Origin of the sequence: Maribacter luteus (genome assembly GCF_009674825.1) — a bacterium.
GTDB lineage: Bacteria > Bacteroidota > Bacteroidia > Flavobacteriales > Flavobacteriaceae > Maribacter_A > Maribacter_A luteus.
The window spans coordinates 489,144-507,595 of sequence record NZ_WKJH01000001.1 but is presented as its reverse complement, the minus strand read 5'-3'; the positions used below and the strand labels follow the sequence as shown (position 1 = coordinate 507,595).

General features: G+C 39.5%; 15 protein-coding genes. 9 read left to right on the top strand and 6 right to left on the bottom strand.

Going from position 1 to position 18,452, the window contains the following annotated elements; all coding sequences use genetic code 11:
* Positions 1-14: 14 nt before the first annotated feature.
* Entirely contained in the window at positions 15-533 is a 519-nt protein-coding gene (locus GJ691_RS02095) for a hypothetical protein (protein WP_154363257.1), read from the bottom strand.
* A 164-nt stretch (positions 534-697) separates the two neighbouring features.
* Between GJ691_RS02095 and GJ691_RS02090 the strand changes: the two genes are divergently transcribed.
* On the top strand, positions 698-1,459 hold the full coding sequence (locus GJ691_RS02090) for an exodeoxyribonuclease III (protein WP_154363256.1): 762 nt from the start codon (positions 698-700) through the stop codon (positions 1,457-1,459).
* A gap of 62 nt (positions 1,460-1,521) precedes the next feature.
* Positions 1,522-2,562 (top strand): NADP(H)-dependent aldo-keto reductase, encoded by a 1,041-nt coding sequence (locus GJ691_RS02085; protein ID WP_154363254.1) that lies wholly within the window; start codon positions 1,522-1,524, stop codon positions 2,560-2,562.
* Between the two features lie 104 nt (positions 2,563-2,666).
* Here GJ691_RS02085 and radA read toward each other — a convergent pair whose 3' ends face one another.
* The 5 genes from radA to panC form a co-directional block, all read right to left on the bottom strand.
* A complete protein-coding gene (gene radA / locus GJ691_RS02080) occupies positions 2,667-4,028 on the bottom strand; it encodes a DNA repair protein RadA (RefSeq protein ID WP_154363252.1) in 1,362 nt (453 codons plus the stop codon).
* 78 nt (positions 4,029-4,106) lie between these two features.
* Positions 4,107-5,249, bottom strand: coding sequence for an alpha/beta hydrolase (locus tag GJ691_RS02075; protein WP_154363251.1), 1,143 nt, complete (start codon positions 5,247-5,249; stop codon positions 4,107-4,109).
* A 27-nt stretch (positions 5,250-5,276) separates the two neighbouring features.
* Positions 5,277-6,242: a lysylphosphatidylglycerol synthase transmembrane domain-containing protein gene (locus GJ691_RS02070; RefSeq protein ID WP_154363249.1), complete on the bottom strand. Its 966-nt coding sequence runs from the start codon at positions 6,240-6,242 to the stop codon at positions 5,277-5,279.
* Between the two features lie 4 nt (positions 6,243-6,246).
* Positions 6,247-6,597 (bottom strand): aspartate 1-decarboxylase, encoded by a 351-nt coding sequence (gene panD / locus GJ691_RS02065; RefSeq protein ID WP_154363248.1) that lies wholly within the window; start codon positions 6,595-6,597, stop codon positions 6,247-6,249.
* A 13-nt stretch (positions 6,598-6,610) separates the two neighbouring features.
* Positions 6,611-7,456: a pantoate--beta-alanine ligase gene (gene panC, locus GJ691_RS02060; protein WP_154363246.1), complete on the bottom strand. Its 846-nt coding sequence runs from the start codon at positions 7,454-7,456 to the stop codon at positions 6,611-6,613.
* Between the two features lie 104 nt (positions 7,457-7,560).
* Between panC and GJ691_RS02055 the strand changes: the two genes are divergently transcribed.
* From GJ691_RS02055 to mnmL, 7 genes are all read left to right on the top strand, one after another.
* On the top strand, positions 7,561-8,370 hold the full coding sequence (locus GJ691_RS02055) for a glycogen/starch synthase (RefSeq protein ID WP_154363244.1): 810 nt from the start codon (positions 7,561-7,563) through the stop codon (positions 8,368-8,370).
* A gap of 5 nt (positions 8,371-8,375) precedes the next feature.
* Positions 8,376-10,253 carry a DUF4270 domain-containing protein gene (locus tag GJ691_RS02050; RefSeq protein WP_154363242.1) on the top strand — a complete coding sequence of 626 codons (1,878 nt, stop codon included), beginning with the start codon at positions 8,376-8,378 and terminating at the stop codon, positions 10,251-10,253.
* Positions 10,254-10,418: 165 nt separating this feature from the next.
* On the top strand, positions 10,419-12,266 hold the full coding sequence (glmS, locus tag GJ691_RS02045) for a glutamine--fructose-6-phosphate transaminase (isomerizing) (protein ID WP_154363240.1): 1,848 nt from the start codon (positions 10,419-10,421) through the stop codon (positions 12,264-12,266).
* A 196-nt stretch (positions 12,267-12,462) separates the two neighbouring features.
* Entirely contained in the window at positions 12,463-15,213 is a 2,751-nt protein-coding gene (locus GJ691_RS02040) for a TonB-dependent receptor (RefSeq protein WP_179955001.1), read from the top strand.
* A 172-nt stretch (positions 15,214-15,385) separates the two neighbouring features.
* Positions 15,386-16,894: a F0F1 ATP synthase subunit beta gene (atpD, locus tag GJ691_RS02035; protein ID WP_154363238.1), complete on the top strand. Its 1,509-nt coding sequence runs from the start codon at positions 15,386-15,388 to the stop codon at positions 16,892-16,894.
* A gap of 78 nt (positions 16,895-16,972) precedes the next feature.
* Positions 16,973-17,251, top strand: a complete 279-nt coding sequence (locus tag GJ691_RS02030; RefSeq protein ID WP_154363235.1) for a F0F1 ATP synthase subunit delta/epsilon — start codon at positions 16,973-16,975, stop codon at positions 17,249-17,251.
* Positions 17,252-17,380: 129 nt separating this feature from the next.
* Positions 17,381-18,337, top strand: coding sequence for a tRNA modification radical SAM protein MnmL/YtqA (gene mnmL / locus GJ691_RS02025; protein ID WP_154363232.1), 957 nt, complete (start codon positions 17,381-17,383; stop codon positions 18,335-18,337).
* The last annotated feature ends 115 nt before the right edge of the window (positions 18,338-18,452 follow it).

Here is an 18,452-nt window from a genome sequence, read left to right as displayed (position 1 = left end):
TGGATTATAAACGATCAGAACCTAATGCCTATCGACAATCCTGCTCGAAACATAAAATCGTCCTGAAAGTCCTCCGGATTTATATTTCTGCCTATACCTGCGTTTATTTCCAAACTGAACTTCTCACTTTGGGTTACCCATTTGTTACCAAAACCCAATCCTAGTGCCGTGGTGCTATAATCGTTATTACGAACTCCGAGTTCGGTTTCGGCAATTTCGTCCTCACCGGTATAATAAAGTCCAAAGGCTTCTGCGAAAAAACCACTTCTGGGCATATAGCCGAAATAAGCCCTTAAATTGGGACCGATTCCGAAATTTCCGTTATAATCGGTTGCATTGTCATCAAAATATATTGTTCCCCCGATACTCGTATCCTCATTTAAGAAATGTTCATAAGAACCTTCAACCGTACTATTGGCCAAAAACAGTCCGATATTGAACTTTATTTCGTTAGCATTATTGAATCTGGGATAGGCCTGGGCGCTGGCTATACTTGTACTTACCAATGCCAATATTAAAAATATGTTTTTCATTTCGTAAAATGTTTGTCTACCATGATCAAATCAAATCCTGTACCAAACAAGCGAAAATGTTACCTCGTATTAAATTTAAGCCAGTTGTATCTAGATTATAGATAAGTGGTAGAGTAGGCCTTCGAACAAAAAACAATCCTTATTTTTAACTAAAATTTTAAAAGTTGAAAATAGCATCCTACAATGTAAATGGAATTAGAGCCGCCATAAAAAAGGGTTTCATAGACTGGTTACAGGCTGCGGATCCTGATGTTATATGCCTTCAGGAAATAAAAGCCATGAAAGAACAACTAGATCTTTCCTTGTTCGAAGAGGCCGGATATTCACATAATTATTGGTTTAGTGCCCAAAAAAAAGGGTATAGTGGTGTGGCCATTTTAAGTAAGGACAAACCTGAGCAGGTTGTCTATGGCACGGGAATCGACTATATGGATTTTGAGGGAAGGAATTTGCGTGCCGATTTTAATGGGGTATCTATCATGAGTCTTTACTTGCCATCAGGAACCAATATGGATCGGTTGGATTTTAAGTTGAATTATATGGCCGAATTCCAGAAATATGTTGACGATCTTAGAAAAGAATATCCCAATTTGATCATTCTTGGGGATTATAATATCTGCCACCAAGCGATTGATATACATGACCCGGTGCGCAACAAAAATGTTTCCGGTTTTTTACCTGTTGAAAGGGAGTGGATCGGGGACTTTATGAAAAGTGGTTTTATAGATAGTTTTAGGCATTTGAACAAAGAGCCCCATAACTATACGTGGTGGACCTACCGTGCAAATGCCCGGAACAATAACAAAGGATGGCGTTTGGATTACGGCATGGTAAGCGATCCCCTTGAAAGTAAGATTAAGCGTTCGGTAATATTATCCGACGCCAAGCATAGCGATCATTGCCCCATTATGGTAGAATTGGAATAAGCAAGGAACCTCCTGGTAAGGGATTTTTTAGTTAATAAGGAACATAATACGTATAGTTTTTAATGATTTACACCAAATTACCACATACTGATATTGAAGTAAGTAAAATTTGTTTGGGTACCATGACCTGGGGCAATCAAAATACCGAGGCCGAAGGCCATGAACAAATGGATTATGCCATTGATCAAGGGGTTAATTTTTTTGATGCGGCCGAACTTTATCCTGTACCTGCGCACCCCGATTATCAGGGTGAAACAGAGAAAATCATAGGTTCATGGTTCAGAAAAAACAAAAATCGGGATCAAATTATATTGGCCTCTAAAATTGCGGGTAACGGTGACTACTCCAAATTTATACGAACAACAGGTTTTTCACGTGAATCTATAATAAATGCTGTCGAAGGTAGTTTAGAACGTCTTCAAACAGATTATATTGACCTATATCAATTGCACTGGCCCGAACGTACAACGAATTATTTTGGAAAAAGAGGCTATAGCCATGATATCTCCGATCATTGGAAAGATAATTTTCATCAGGTGCTCGAAACATTGCGCGACCTGATCAAGGAGGGTAAAATTCGAAAAGTGGGCATATCAAACGAAACCCCATGGGGTACAATGCGGTATTTAGAGGAAAGCAAAGTACATGAAAGTCTCCCTAGAATGATTACGATTCAAAATCCGTACAGCTTGTTGAACCGACTTTTCGAAGTGGGCCTTAGTGAAATATCGATGCGCGAACAAATCGGTTTACTGGCCTATTCCCCTATGGCCTTTGGCGTTCTTAGTGGTAAATATTTGGGAGGTAATATGCCTGATAATTCGAGATTGGCCTTGTTTCCGAATTTTAATAGATATGGAAGTGAAAATGCTTCGAAAGCAACCCGTAAATATTATGATCTTGCAAAGGAGCATGGACTTTCACTGGCGCAAATGGCCTTGGCATTCGTAAATTCAAGACCGTTCCTGACCAGTACCATCGTAGGTGCTACCACAATGGAACAGTTAAAGGAAAATATAGGAAGTATAGATTTGAATCTCAGTGATGGGATTTTAGAAGGAATCAATGCAATACATAATGAAATTCCCAACACATCACCCTAAAAGCGTACTATGTATTTTTTAAAAATTGGTTTTGGGCAACTTGTCCTGATTGTCCTGGTAATTATCATAATCCTCGTATCTGCAAGGATAATGCGTGATAAGCGTTAGGCGAACAAACTGCTTACAACATCTTCTATCCTTGCTACAAGTTCTATATTGATTTTGGGATTCGTTAGGCTGATTTTATTTTTTTTGGAAACGTAGATGGTATTGAAACCTAGTTTTTCAGCTTCGAGAATTCGTTGTTCAACACGTTGAACGGGCCTTATTTCACCGGCCAAACCGACTTCGGCAGCAAAGCATACACCCTTTTCTATGGGAATATCCGAGTTGCTCGAAAGTATAGCTGCGATAACCGCTAAATCAATGGCGGGATCATCGACGGAAATTCCGCCAGTTATGTTCAAAAATACATCTTTCGCCCCGAGTTTGAATCCTGCGCGTTTTTCAAGGACTGCCAAGAGCATATTCAATCTTTTGGCATTGTAACCCGTAGTAGAACGTTGGGGTGTGCCGTAAACTGCAGTACTCACCAGGGCTTGTATCTCTATCATCAACGGTCGCATACCTTCAACGGTCGAGGCAATTGCAGTACCGCTAAGACCCTCGTCATTCTTTGATATCAATATTTCGGATGGGTTGTTTACTTCCCGTAAGCCACTGCCCTGCATTTCGTAAATGCCAAGTTCCGCGGTAGAACCAAATCGGTTTTTTAAGGCCCTCAGAATACGATATACATAATTACGATCACCTTCGAATTGTAGCACGGTATCTACCATGTGTTCTAGAATCTTTGGCCCGGCAATTGAGCCGTCTTTTGTAATGTGGCCAATCAATATCACCGGTGTATTGGTTTCTTTTGCGAATTTGATAAGTTCGGCGGTACATTCCCGAATTTGCGAAATGCTTCCGGCAGCGGATTCAATGTAATCGGAATGTAAGGTTTGTATAGAGTCAATAACCACAATATCAGGTTCCATGGCTCCGATTTGTTGAAAGATATTCTGTGTTTTCGTTTCCGTTAGAATATAGCAATTTTCGCTATTGGGAAGTATGCGATCCGCTCGCATTTTAATCTGTTTTTGACTTTCCTCCCCAGATACATACAACGTTTTATATGGGAGTTTTAAGGCAATTTGGAGCAATAGGGTACTTTTACCAACGCCGGGTTCCCCTCCCAACAACACCAATGAACCGGGAACGATACCCCCACCTAAGACCCGATTGAATTCTAGGTCATATGTATTTATCCGTAGTTCCTTGTCTACACTTATTTCATTTACACGTAGCGGTCTTGCTGTCTTTTTTGTGGTGTTGGTAGGGTTTTTCCATCCTTTTTTCTCCTCTTTCTGGATTACCTCTTCCACAACCGTGTTCCATTCCTTACAGGCGGTGCATTGCCCTACCCATTTGGCGTATTGGGTGCCACAGTTTTGGCAAAAAAAAGCTGTTTTGGTTTTAGCCATTACCTTGTTTTTGGTTCTGGCTAAAGATAAAGTAAAGTTTTAAAAAATTCAGGTCTTTGTTGGTTTTACCACCATATTTCAATATCCGAAATCAGCTTTTAAAGCATCGATTTTTTCAAGTGCCATTTCTTTGGTAAGAAAATCGATTTCATCCATCCCAAATGCCTTTTCAAAGGTTCGTAACGCTTTTTTGGGTTCACCCAATTGCTCATAATATTCGCCTTCAAAATAGAAGCCCAACATAGTGTCAGGGAATTCCGCCTTACATAAATCGGATAAAGGTTTTAGGGATTCAAAATCCTCTTTTTTCCTTGAACCGGCATAGATGGCCATGACGTCGTTGAGGTCAACCGATTTTTTGATTCCGAACAGACTTTCTATACTGGTGTATTTGTTTTCCAAGTAGTTGAATACCGGCTCTTCGGATGTCAATATCTGTGTTTTGTATTCCTTTGGACTTATGGGTTTGAACATTCCAAAAATATTGTCAAACGCTTTACCTAAGCCATAGGTAACAACAGATAAGTGATCGGCACTGGGGTATTGGTCAAAATAATAGTGCAAAGTCTCTTTTTCAATAGCCTTTATTGCTTTATCCATGGCTAGAATCCTGGGCGTATCCTTGCTCTTTTCACCTTCTAGGATCAATTGATAAAATATCTGTTGGTCCAAAGCCTGAAGCCTTGAGGGTACATGGGTTTCCATATCCGGGGCCAGTGTTGGCGAGATATTGATATAGGCATTGAAAAGTGACCTATCTTTAAATAACCAATAGTTTTCAAAATTGGCGGTAATATCATAGCCTACTACCATTTTAAAGGGTGCGGTATTGTAATTTAAATCTAGATATGGGATAATTTCCATTCCTAAGAATTCAAAAAATTTGTTCCCTTTTTCTTCTGGTAAACCCGTCTCCCTATCAAAGGCGCAATCGTCTAAGCGAATACTTTCCTTGCTTTGGTGAATACCTACAACAATAGATTCTGGCATACCGTGGAATCTGCTATAATATTTAGAGGTCGCCACCACTTGTTCAAAAAGGTAATCAGCGTCGAGGACCACAATAAGAGGGTGCTTTTTGTCTTTGTTATATTCTTCTGGAAAATAATAACTTACATCCCTTCTTTCTTGAAGTTTAAAGGATTCGAAGATTTCTTTCGTTATTTGGGAATTGGCCCCAAAGCAAACAAGAAAAGTAAAAAGTACAAGTAAACGTTGCATAAAACAGCTTTTGGGTAACTTATGATGTTACCGGTTTCTGTTCAATAACGGCAATACCAGAAAAGATATTGCCCCGAAAACCACTACAACAATGGTTTGGGAAATCCACATGATCCAACCAAAGGCGTCTCCCGACACTTTAGAGATACCGAAAATGGCCAATGCCTTGCTTACGGCTATTGGGTACAAGCCTACACCACCATTCGTTGTGGTGATGGCAAAAGCCCCAGCTACAAAGGCAACCAAAAGCTGGCTTATGGTCAATTCAACGGTTTCCGCAACTGTATTTTTAATAACGACGAACATACCTATATAACAGGCCCAGATAACAATCGTGTAAAACACGAAAGACCATTTGTTCTTCATTTTAAAAATACTCAACACCCCATCTAGTAAGCCTTTGACGAATTTTTTGATTTTCAAAGCAAAACCGTGGGTAGATTTTTTTATGAATAGGAAAAAGAATATTGCTGCCACTAAACCAATAGCGAGTAATAATAGGATTTTATTGAAATCAACACCTTTGTCCTGTAAAAACCCGAGGATTATCTCTGTTTGAAGAAAAAGTGTAGTGGTTATTATGGTTAAGAGCATGATCAAATCTATGACCCTTTCGGTAACTATGGTTCCGAATCCTTTTTCAAAAGGAACGCCCTCATAAGTGGTCAATGCCGTGGCCCGCAAAATCTCACCTGACCTAGGGATGCCCAAATTGGCAAAATAGGAAATTAGGATAATCAGAAGGTTGTTGCTTAATTTTGGTTGGTAACCTAAAGGCCTTAACAGGTAATTCCATCGAATGGCCCTTGCCAGATAAGCTATGATGCCTAGTATTATCGACATGCTTACCCAAAACAAATCGGCGTTGGTAATGTGGTATATGATCTGTTCCCTATCCGATTCAGACGTAGAATTATACCAGTACCAAACCAAAAAAACTCCCAAGGCAATTGGGAGTATGGTTTTTAAGGACTTTTTAATCGATGTCGCCAAATAATCAGTTTAAGAGGTTCGTCGCTTCATTTGGAAAAACCAAAGCCGGTTTAAATTTTTTGGCCTCTTCGATATCCATTTGGCCATATGTTATCAATATCAATACGTCACCAACGGCAACTTTACGTGCAGCTGCACCGTTCAAGGTAAGTTCACCACTACCTCTTGGTCCGGGAATGGCATAAGTTTCCAATCGCTCCCCGTTATTGTTGTTCACGATCTGCACTTTTTCGCCTTGGATAATGTTTGCAGCATCCATCAAATCCTCATCTATGGTAATACTACCGATATAGTTAAGGTCTGCACCTGTAACTTTTACTCGGTGTATTTTAGATTTTACTACTTCTATTTGCATGGCACAAAGTTAATTAATTCAGCGCTATGTTGTCTATGAGTCGAACTCCTTCTGCATAAACGGCAATAAACGCCCTATATTTTTTATCTTGATGTTTATTTATAATCGGTTCTAAAGTATCTGCTTGGGCAATTTGAATATATTCGAGCTCTAAATCCGGATGTTCTTTAAACTGTTGGCTTGCCCATTCTATTACATGTGTAGCACTTTTCGTGCCAAATTTCTTTTTGGCAGTAATCAGGGTTTTATAAATAAAGGAAGCTTCATTCCTTATTTTTTTGGATAATCTTTCGTTTCTTGAACTAAAGGCTAAACCGTTGGCCTCCCTGACAATAGGGCAGCCAATAATTTCTACGGGTATATTACGTATTTCGGCAAGTTTCCTGATAATCTGTAGTTGTTGGTAATCTTTCTCCCCAAAATATGCTTTGTTCGGTTGTACTAAATTCAACAAGGCCTCAACGATTGTTCCAACGCCATTGAAATGCCCTTCCCTAAAAGCACCTTCCATCACCTTGTCAAGTCCATCAAAATCATAGGTGTCCGATACGACCTTTTCGGTGTACATTTCTTGAATGTTCGGGGCAAAGACAATAATTTGATCGGATATTTTTTCAAGAATTTCAATATCGGCAGTTAAGGTCTGTGGATAATTGTCAAGATCTTCGGTGTTGTTGAATTGGGTGGGGTTGACAAAGATGCTCACGACCACGGATGAATTCTCCTTAACCGCGCGTTCTACCAATGAGGCATGTCCTATATGTAGGGCTCCCATCGTTGGCACAAGGCCCAGACTACCGTTTTTTTTCAACGGGGAAAGGTGGTCTTTTAATTGTTTCCTGGATTTGATCAACAGCATGGTTTACATTTAAAAAGGGAGCAAACTTACTATAAATACTGCTAATCTGCATAATTTTTGTAATTTTGCAGCAATCTTTTCAAGATAAATAAAATATTGCTTTTATGAATGGTAAAAAGATATTGTTTGTATCTTCAGAGTTAGTCCCCTACCTTCCAGAGAACGAAGTTTCCTTAATGTCATACGAAACACCAAGAATGGTCAACAGTAATGGTGGTCAGATTAGGATTTTTATGCCACGATATGGTAACATCAATGAACGTAGGCATCAACTACATGAGGTTATACGTCTTTCGGGAATGAATTTGGTAATCAATGATATGGATATGCCATTGATCATTAAGGTAGCCTCTATCCCTAAAGAACGTATTCAAGTATATTTTATTGATAACGAAGAATATTTTAAGCGAAAGGCTACTTTTACCGATGCCGATGGCAACCTTTTTGAGGATAATGACCAAAGGGCCATTTTCTTTGCCAAAGGTGTTGTTGAAACCGTTAAAAAATTAAACTGGTCTCCAGATATCATACATGTACATGGGTGGATGGCTTCCCTTTTACCCCTATATCTGAAAAAATACTATGCCGATGAACCTTTATTTGGTGAAAGTAAAATCGTTACTTCGGTATACGGACAAGGTTTTGAAGGGGAACTTGATAAGGACATGATCCATAAAATCGCTTTTGACGGTGTGTCAGAAGACAGTATAGAAGCCCTAAAAACACCGAATTATAATAATTTGTTAAAAGTGGCGGTAGATTATTCCGATGCTGTTATTTTAGCGGCAGAAGAAATTCCGGAAGAATTGCAAAGCCATATATCCAACCTAGAAAAACCCGTGTTGTCCTATGTTCCTTTACAAGGTTTTGAAGAAGCATATGCCAAGTTCTATACCACTGAAGTTTTAAAATAATCTAAATGAGTTTTCTTAAGCGAATTGAATTCCCCATGCTTTTGGGTATTTTAATTGTTTTTGCAGGGGTTTCCTGTGAAGATGAAATTACAACCATTGGTTCAGAGGTAATTGGGGGTCAGGCTTTTACTACCGATAAGGCGGAATTTGATGTGTTTGCATATAATAAGAAGGTCAGTGCTGTAAAGGCAAATAGGTTGCCCATTTATCAGTTGGGAACATACGATGATGTCATATATGGAAAGACCGAAGCATGTATAACGTCCCAATTGGTGTTATCACGGGCCAATCCTTCTTTTGGCACATATTCCCAAGTAACCGAGGATAATTCCGATACTGATGATCTTGTAAGTACTATTCCTGAAATGGAGGTTATTGATTCCGTTTACCTATATATTCCATATTTGAAAAATCCTCAAGGTGATTCAGACAATGATGGGGTATTGGATGTCTTTGATATTGATCCAGAAGATTCTGCTAGTGATACGGATGGGGATGGATTGACCGATATTCAAGAAAGTTCAGGAGGAACGGATCCACTTAATCCCGATTCTGACGGAGATGGTGTCAATGATGCAGATGATGATTCCACTTTGTTGAACAATTACGCGAAAAAGGTAGATATAGACAGTATCTATGTTAATGGCGGAATGTATGATAGGGATGTTGAAACATCCTTTAGGTTCAAAGTGGAAAGGTCAACTTACTTTTTAAGGGATTTAGACCCTGAAGCCGATTTTCAAGAGGCTCAGGAGTATTTTTCATCACAACAATTCTCGCCTAATTTTGTCTCAGATGTACTTTATGAAGGGGAATATGAAATAGATGATGAGCAATTTTTATTGCTTCAAGAGGATGATGAAGATACCGATGATGATGAGTCCGAAATATTCACTAGGTTAGATCCAGGAATTCGTGTGCCTTTGGACAATACCTTTTTTCAAGAGAACATTTTGGATAAAGAAGGGGGGACAGAACTTTTGAGTCAAGCAAATTTCAATGAGTTCATTAGGGGAATACACCTATCTGTTGAGTCGATTTCGCAAGATGTAATGTTGATGTTGGATTTAAGTTCGGCTTCTGTTACCATGTATTATCATTATAATAAGGTAGATACCAATAGTACTTCGGATGATACTTCTGATGATGAGGTATATGAGGAACAAGGGGAATTTGTTTTTAGTTTGGCAAATTTGAATACAGCAGGAAATTCCGTCAATACCTTTCAAAACGAAACCTATCCCGTAAATATTTCCGATGTTCTTGATACTGGCGAAAATGCGGAACGAATCTATGTAAAAGGTGGTGCAGGAACTTATACGGAATTAAAGTTATTTGCTGAGGTCGAAGCTGAGGCCCAAGCGATAATAGATCAAATTAAAAGTAATAATTGGATTATAAACGAGGCCAATCTGGTTTTTTACGTTGATCAAGAGGCTATTGGTTCACAAGGTGGTATCATAGAACCGGCCCGATTATATTTACATAATCTGGATGAACAAACATCACTGATAAACACTTTCACTGAGTTGAATGATTTTGAATCTTTGGCACTTTTTGGAGCTTACCTTAATTATGATGGGGTTATTGAAAAATCTTCAGATGGTACAGGTGAAAAATATACGATTAGAATAACCGATTTCATCAATGATCTGATTGTTCGTGATGAAGACAATGCTACTCTAGGGCTTACGAGTACACCATCCATTGATATTGATGTGTTGAATGTATTCAGTAATGCGATGTTCGAAGATGGTAGTGAAATAGAAATACCTGCCGTTTCTACCTTGAGTCCGTTAGGAACAGTTCTCCACGGTGCTACCGATGGCAACGGTGACAAGAAATTGAAACTGGAAATTTTCTATACAGAAACGGATAATTAGCGAAAAAATCTTCCCCCATATTCAAGGTTTGGAATGTTATAAAGCGATGGTATTATACCACTTGCAGATTTTTAGCGTTTTACATCTAACATAACAAGTATTTTTAGATCTTAAAATTATATTTGTTTGAATACTTTTTAAAGCCATTTAACGAAATAATATATTATGTGCGGAATTGTAGGTTATATTGGACATAGGGATGCCTATCCGATTATAGTGAAAGGACTTCAACGTTTGGAATACCGCGGTTATGATAGTGCGGGAATCGCGTTGTTCGACGGGAATGATATCAATCTTTCAAAAACCAAAGGCAAGGTTGAGGATTTAAAACAAAAATCGGAAGCTACTATTTCTTTGGAAGGAACTTTAGGTATTGGTCATACCCGATGGGCCACCCATGGTATTCCCAATGATGTGAATTCCCATCCACATTATTCCAATTCCGGGGATTTGGTGATTATACATAACGGAATCATAGAAAATTACGAATCACTGAAAAAGGAATTGATCAATAGGGGGTATGTGTTTACTTCAGACACCGATACCGAAGTGTTGGTGAACCTTATTGAAGAAGTTCAGAAAAGTGAAGGGGCCAAGTTGGGAAAAGCTGTTCAAATAGCGCTTAATCAAGCTGTTGGGGCTTATGCCATTGCTGTTTTTGACAGGAAGAAACCTGATGAGATCGTTGTAGCCAAGCTAGGTAGTCCTTTGGCCATAGGAATTGGTGAGAATGAATTTTTCATCGCTTCTGATGCCTCACCTTTCATTGAGTTCACTAATAATGCCGTTTACCTTGAAGATGAGGAGATGGCCATTATTCGGTTAGGCAAAGAAATAAAATTAAGAAAAATAAAGGATGATGCTATAGCGTACCCCAATATTTTGGAACTTCAGATGAATTTGGAGGAAATTGAAAAAGGGGGCTATGATCATTTTATGCTTAAAGAGATATATGAGCAACCTAGGGCCATTATGGATACCTATCGAGGACGTTTGTTAGCGGGCCAAAGTTTAATAAAAATGGCCGGTGTTGATCAACATTTAGAAAAAATCCTTAATGCCAATAGAATTATAATCGTTGCCTGTGGTACATCATGGCACGCAGGGTTGGTAGCTGAATATATATTTGAGGATTTGGCCCGTATACCGGTCGAAGTTGAATATGCATCCGAATTTAGATATAGGAATCCTGTAATTACCGAAAACGATGTTCTGATAGCCATATCCCAATCCGGGGAAACTGCCGATACCTTGGCGGCAATAAAATTGGCCAAGGAAAAAGGAGCTTTCGTGTTTGGGGTGTGTAATGTTGTAGGTTCATCCATAGCAAGGGAAACCCATGCCGGTGCATATACCCACGCAGGACCGGAAATCGGGGTTGCTTCAACAAAAGCATTTACCACACAAATAACCGTTTTGACTTTATTGGCCTTGAAATTGGCCAAGGAGAAAGGTCATTTTTCAACTTCTAGGTTCCACGAGTATTTAACTGAGCTGGAAACGATTCCTGCCAAAGTAGAAAAAGCCCTAGAAGCCAATCCATTGGTAGAGATTATTGCCGATGTTTATAAAGATTCAACTAATTGCCTGTATTTGGGTAGAGGGTATAATTTCCCGGTTGCTTTGGAAGGGGCCTTGAAATTAAAGGAAATCAGTTATATCCATGCCGAAGGTTACCCAGCTGCGGAGATGAAGCATGGTCCGATTGCTTTGATAGACGAGCAAATGCCAGTCATTGTCATTGCTACCAATAAGGGACATTACGAAAAAGTAGTGAGCAATATCCAAGAAATAAAATCTAGAAAAGGGAAAATCATTGCAATTGTTACCCAAGGGGACACACAAGTTAGGGAATTGGCCGACCATGTTATCGAAGTACCTGAAACCTTTGAAAGTTTAACGCCATTATTAACAACCATTCCTCTGCAATTACTGTCTTACCATATTGCGGTAATGAGGGGTTGTAATGTAGATCAACCACGGAATTTAGCAAAATCGGTAACGGTGGAATAACAAGAATTATCTCGAAAATACAAAAAAGGCCATGATGTAAATCATGGCCTTTTTTGGTCATTATTTGCATATTACGCAATAATCAGGTGATATTCTTAGAAAAAAACTACTATGCATGCATAATTTTATGGTATTTTCATTTTTCAATATGAAAAAAACTGTATATTGGCGACAAACTAATTTAACTTATACAATAATGAGAGCGATACTTTTTTTATCCTTAATGATGTTGGGCGCCTTTGGGTTTGCCCAAACAACGGTTTCAGGTAATGTTGTTGACCATAACAATGAACCTATTCCAGGGGCTAATGTGATTATTGTCGGCAAGGCAGTAGGAGCAGTATCGGATTTTGACGGTAATTTTACTTTAAAAACTTCTGAAACTCCCCCTTTCAAATTAAAAATTTCAAGTATCGGATATACCGATACTACAGCTGATGTGACTTCTAATAATGAAAAAATCACAATTGTTCTTGATGAGGCACACACCATGCTCGATGAAATCGTTATTTCTGCTTCAAGGACTCCGGAACGACTGTTCGAATCCCCTGTTTCGGTAGAACGTTTTGGTTTAAAGGAAATTCAAAATACCGCTTCGGCATCATTTTATGGTGGATTGGAAAATTTAAAGGGAGTAGATGTCAATACGAACAGTTTAACTTTCCAATCCATAAATACCCGTGGTTTCGCAAGTTTCGCCAATACGCGTTTTATGCAATTGGTAGACGGTATGGATAATTCCTCCCCAGCGTTGAATTTCGTTCTTGGTAATCTAGTAGGTATGAACGATCTTGATGTGCAAAGTGTAGAGATATTGCCTGGTGCTTCTTCTGCTCTTTATGGTGCAAATGCTTTTAATGGTATTCTCTTCATGCGTAGTAAGAATCCCTTCGATTTTCAAGGAATAAGTACATATTTGAAAACAGGTATAACCTCCCAAGAAACTGCTGGTGATAACGAATATTATGATATCGGTATTCGTGCGGCACATGCCTTTAGTGATAAATTGGCGGTTAAGGCGAGTTTTTCTTTAATGGAAGGCACCGACTGGTATGCCGTAAGTGAGGAAGATTTGACCAATCCGGGTTTTACAAGGGCTGATCCAGCTTATGATGGTTTGAACATTTATGGTGATGAGGTTTCTACGGTTTTGAACTTTGATACCTTGGCAGGACTTCCATCCGGTACTGTAGGCTCGGCTTTGGTTTCGAGAACGGGTTATGCCGAACGCGATTTGAACAGTTACGACGCCCAGAGTGTTAAATTTGATGGAGCGATTCATTACAGACCTTTCGCTACCGATTTTGAGATTATCTATAATGGTAGGGTAGGTCGTGGTTCTACGATATACCAAGGTGCTAACCGCTATTATATAGATGGATTTTCTTTACAGCAGCACAAATTGGAATTTAAGAACAACAACTTTTTCGTAAGGGGGTATATTACAGCTGAAAATGCCGGTAACTCTTATGACACAAGGTTTGCAGGTATAAATGTCAATAGACAATGGAAAGGCGATACCGAGTGGTTCACGGATTATGCGACAACTTTTATCGGTGCAAAACTCGGTGTAGGTACTGGTGTTCAGCTTGATGATGCTACTGCACATGCAGCCGCAAGGGCCGCTGCCGATACGGGAAGATTGATTCCTGGAACCCCTGAATTCGAAAGAGTCTTTAATTCTGTAATCGCAGATGGGGATTTAACAACTGGTGCAAGGTTTATAGACAACACCAAACTACGTCATGTAGATGCTAATTACAATTTTAGCCATATAACGGAAAACTTTGCCGATATTCAAATCGGGGGTTCTTTTAGGGAGTATGAATTGAATTCACAAGGAACAATTTTTACCGATACTGATGGGGCTATCCCATATCATGAATTTGGAATCTATACGCAGCTCCAGAAAAAATTCATGGATGACCGTATCAAGTTCACCGGTTCGGTGCGATATGATAAAAATGAACTTTTTGACGGATTTGTTTCCCCTAGGGCCTCATTGACTTATACGGTCGGGGAAAATAGAAACCATAATTTTAGGGGATCCTTCCAAACTGGTTTTAGAAATCCGACTACCCAAGATCTTTATATAGGGCTGAATGCCGGTCGTGCATTATTGGTGGGCTCGGCAGAAGACAATTTGGATCGTTATGTGGTTGATGTGCCCCTATCGACTAATGGAGAGGCCATTGTGGGGTCTGGTATGGTTACTATGACAGGTAGGGATGCATATGAGAACGCATATTCTGCCACTTCTGTAGAACAAGGTGCTCCCGAGGCGGTGAACACCCCTTTGGTAAAACCGGAAAAAGTTACGGCATTGGAACTAGGGTATAGGGGCCAATTGGGACAAGTGGTCATTGATATTAGTGGTTATTACAATGATTATCAAGATTTTATCTCCCAAAAAATTGTATTGGCCCCTAAATATGGTGAGGCAGGTGATGGCGGATTGTCATTATTGGCACTTCAGAATGGCGATTATCAACCTTTTAATGTATATACCAATTCATTGGCCGATATATCTTCTTATGGGGTTACTGCGGGAATAGAAGCCCAAGTATTCGGTAATTTCGATTTTGGTGTTAACTATACGTTTTCCGATTTCGATTTTGATGAAACGTCCGATCCCGACTTTCAACCACAGTTCAATACCCCGAAGCACAAGGTTAAGGCCTCTTTCGGGAACACTGAACTTTTTGAGAACTTTGGTTTTAACGTAAACTATAGATGGACGGATACTTATTTATGGGAAAATTCATTTGCAACAGGGGATATTCCTTCGTTCAGTGTGTTGGATGCACAGGTAAATTATACCGTTCCAAGTATTAAATCTACGTTTAAATTGGGTGCTTCGAACCTTTTGGGTGAGGAGTATGTCACTGCTGTGGGTACAGGTTATATCGGTTCCCAATTTTATCTGTCATGGACGATAAACAATTAGAATAAAACAAGTTAACTAGTGATAAAGGCGCTTAAACAGGCGTCTTTTCGCTTTTTGAAAAAAGGCGAGAAAAGCATTTCAATTTAAAATTGAAAAACATATCTTTGCAGCCTTTAGTGCAAGAAATAGAGACCTGTAAGGTCTAGAAATCAAAAACATAAATACGTTAGTAATGTCGAAAATTACAGGTAAAGTTTCCCAGATCATTGGGCCAGTTGTAGATGTTGAATTTCAGTCTGAATCAGAACTGCCAAAAATCTATGATTCACTTGAAATCATTAACAAAGATGGTTCGATTTTGGTTTTGGAGGTACAATCCCATATTGGAGAAAACACAGTTAGGACCATTTCTATGGATTCTACCGATGGTTTAAGCCGTGGAGTTGAGGTTGTCGCTACAGGGAGCGCAATTCAAATGCCGGTAGGTGATGATATTTACGGACGTTTGTTCAACGTAATCGGTGACGCTATCGACGGTATCGGTAATTTACCTAAAACCGGAAATGATGGTTTGCCAATTCACCGTGAAGCACCAAAATTCGAAGATCTTTCTACTTCTACGGAAGTGCTTTTTACAGGTATTAAAGTAATTGATTTGATCGAACCTTATGCAAAAGGGGGTAAGATTGGATTGTTCGGTGGTGCAGGTGTAGGGAAAACCGTATTAATCCAGGAATTGATCAATAACATCGCTAAAGGTCATGGTGGACTTTCAGTTTTCGCAGGGGTAGGGGAACGTACCCGTGAAGGAAACGACTTGCTTCGTGAAATGTTGGAATCAGGTATTATTAAATATGGTGATGACTTTTTGCACTCTATGGAAGAAGGCGGATGGGATTTATCAAAAGTAGATAAGAAAGCTATGAAGGAGTCTAAAGCTACCTTCGTTTTCGGACAAATGAACGAACCTCCTGGAGCACGTGCTAGAGTGGCGCTTTCAGGATTGACCATTGCTGAATATTTCCGTGATGGGGCAGGGGAAGGTCAAGGAAAGGACGTTTTGTTCTTCGTTGATAATATTTTCCGTTTTACGCAAGCGGGTTCAGAAGTATCTGCACTATTGGGTCGTATGCCATCTGCCGTGGGTTACCAACCTACATTGGCAACTGAAATGGGTGCCATGCAAGAACGTATTACATCAACAAAAAGAGGTTCTATTACTTCAGTACAGGCGGTTTACGTACCTGCGGATGATTTAACGGATCCAGCACCGGCCACAACATTTGCCCACTTGGATGCAACTACGGTACTTTCACGTAAAATTGCTGAGTTGGGTATTTATCCTGCAGTGGATCCATTGGATTCCACATCTAGGATTTTGACCGCTGAGATTTTAGGTAAGGATCATTATGCCTGTGCTCAAAGGGTAAAAGAGTTATTGCAACACTATAAAGAACTTCAGGATATTATCGCCATCTTAGGTATGGAAGAACTGTCCGAGGAAGATAAATTGGCTGTTGGTAGGGCAAGACGTGTACAACGTTTCCTTTCACAACCTTTCCATGTTGCGGAGCAGTTTACCGGTATCCCAGGTGTTTTGGTAGATATCAAGGAAACCATTAAAGGCTTTAATATGATTATGGATGGTGAATTGGATCACTTGCCAGAATCTGCCTTTAACCTTAAAGGTACGATCGAAGAAGCTATCGAAGCTGGTGAGAAAATGTTGGCTGAAGCATAAATTTGTAAGCAGTAATAGGTGTGCAGTCTGCATTGAGCTACTGAATACTGAATGCTGAATGCTGAATATCGAAAAACTATGTATTTAGAAATTGTATCCCCAGAAGCTACTTTATTTGCGGGAGAAGTAAATTCTGTTACGGTCCCGGGTATTAATGGGGAATTTCAAATGTTGAAAGATCACGCCCCTGTAGTTTCATTGTTACAACAAGGTAATGTTGTTGTAGATGGTACTATTACCATAGCGGAGGAATATCAAAATAAATTCACGCAAGATGCCAAGGGCAAGACGGTCTTGGCCATTAGCAGCGGTACTGTTGAAATGAAAGACAATAAGGTCATTGTTTTAGCGGATTGAATATGAATAACGATTTTAAAAAGCCCTGACCATTCTGTCAGGGCTTTTTTTATAGTATAGTTTTCCGTGGGTGGATAAACATGGGAAAAGGAATGAATCTTCATTAGGAAGTAACTCAAGCTATTCTGAATGGATTTTATAGGAAAGCGATATAACGATTATAATTCTTTTATAAAGTTGCATTTTGGGGAACGGGTGCAGAAAATCTCTTTGGATGTTGGTTTTTCCTGTCCTAACCGGGATGGTTCCAAGGGATATGGCGGTTGTACCTATTGCAACAACAATACCTTTAATCCCGATTATTGCGAACCCCAAAAAAGTATTGCCGCACAGTTGCAGGAAGGGATCGAGTTTTTTGCCAAACGCGGTAAGAACAAGAAATTCCTCGCATATTTCCAGGCCTACACGAACACCTATTCCGATTTGGAATCCCTTAAAGCGATGTACCAAGAGGCCTTAAGTGTTCCCAACGTGGTCGGTTTGGTTATCGGTACGCGCCCGGATTGTATAGCGGATGAGGTTATAGCCTATTTGGAAGAATTATCGAAGGATTATTTTATTTCGCTGGATTTTGGGGTGGAAAGTACCAATGAAAAAACACTTTTGGATATTAATCGGTGCCATACCTTTAGTGATACGATAGCAACCTTTGAAAAGTGCAAGGACAAGGGGTTTCATTTAGGGGCGCATATCATCATGGGATTGCCCGGGGAATCCAAAAACGATTTAATACAGCATGCTGTGGAATTGTCCAAATTACCCATTGATACCTTGAAAATACATCATTTACAAATTGTAAGTAACTCCGTAATGGCAGTGCAGTATACCCGGAACCCAGAAAATTTCGATCTATTTACCTTAGAAACATATATAGATTTTGTTACGGAATTTATAGGGCATTTACGACCCGATATCGTGTTGGAACGCTTTATAAGTGAGGCCCCGAAAGAGTTGTTGGTTGCCCCAAAATGGGGAGGTATCCGGAAACAGGAAATATTGGATAGGATCGACCAAAAACTAAAGGCCAAAGATACCTGGCAGGGGAAATATTATGATCTTAAAGCGACTATTCATACGGTTTTATAGCGTTGGCACTAAGAAGGCCACACCAAAGGAATAGGATGATATAGGTAGTTGCTTTTCATACTACTGGGTTAGGATTGTATTTTATTTTTGTTACTCATTTATTCTTTTTTTAATA

Coding starts and splice junctions, on each gene's coding strand:
- GJ691_RS02055 (WP_154363244.1), top strand. CDS start 7,561: ATGAATGGTAAAAAGATATTGTTTGTATCTTCAGAGTTAGTCCCCTAC.
- panC (WP_154363246.1), bottom strand. CDS start 7,456: ATGCTGTTGATCAAATCCAGGAAACAATTAAAAGACCACCTTTCCCCG.
- GJ691_RS02095 (WP_154363257.1), bottom strand. CDS start 533: ATGAAAAACATATTTTTAATATTGGCATTGGTAAGTACAAGTATAGCC.
- glmS (WP_154363240.1), top strand. CDS start 10,419: ATGTGCGGAATTGTAGGTTATATTGGACATAGGGATGCCTATCCGATT.
- GJ691_RS02040 (WP_179955001.1), top strand. CDS start 12,463: ATGAGAGCGATACTTTTTTTATCCTTAATGATGTTGGGCGCCTTTGGG.
- GJ691_RS02050 (WP_154363242.1), top strand. CDS start 8,376: ATGAGTTTTCTTAAGCGAATTGAATTCCCCATGCTTTTGGGTATTTTA.
- GJ691_RS02030 (WP_154363235.1), top strand. CDS start 16,973: ATGTATTTAGAAATTGTATCCCCAGAAGCTACTTTATTTGCGGGAGAA.
- mnmL (WP_154363232.1), top strand. CDS start 17,381: ATGGATTTTATAGGAAAGCGATATAACGATTATAATTCTTTTATAAAG.
- atpD (WP_154363238.1), top strand. CDS start 15,386: ATGTCGAAAATTACAGGTAAAGTTTCCCAGATCATTGGGCCAGTTGTA.
- GJ691_RS02085 (WP_154363254.1), top strand. CDS start 1,522: ATGATTTACACCAAATTACCACATACTGATATTGAAGTAAGTAAAATT.
- radA (WP_154363252.1), bottom strand. CDS start 4,028: ATGGCTAAAACCAAAACAGCTTTTTTTTGCCAAAACTGTGGCACCCAA.
- panD (WP_154363248.1), bottom strand. CDS start 6,597: ATGCAAATAGAAGTAGTAAAATCTAAAATACACCGAGTAAAAGTTACA.
- GJ691_RS02075 (WP_154363251.1), bottom strand. CDS start 5,249: ATGCAACGTTTACTTGTACTTTTTACTTTTCTTGTTTGCTTTGGGGCC.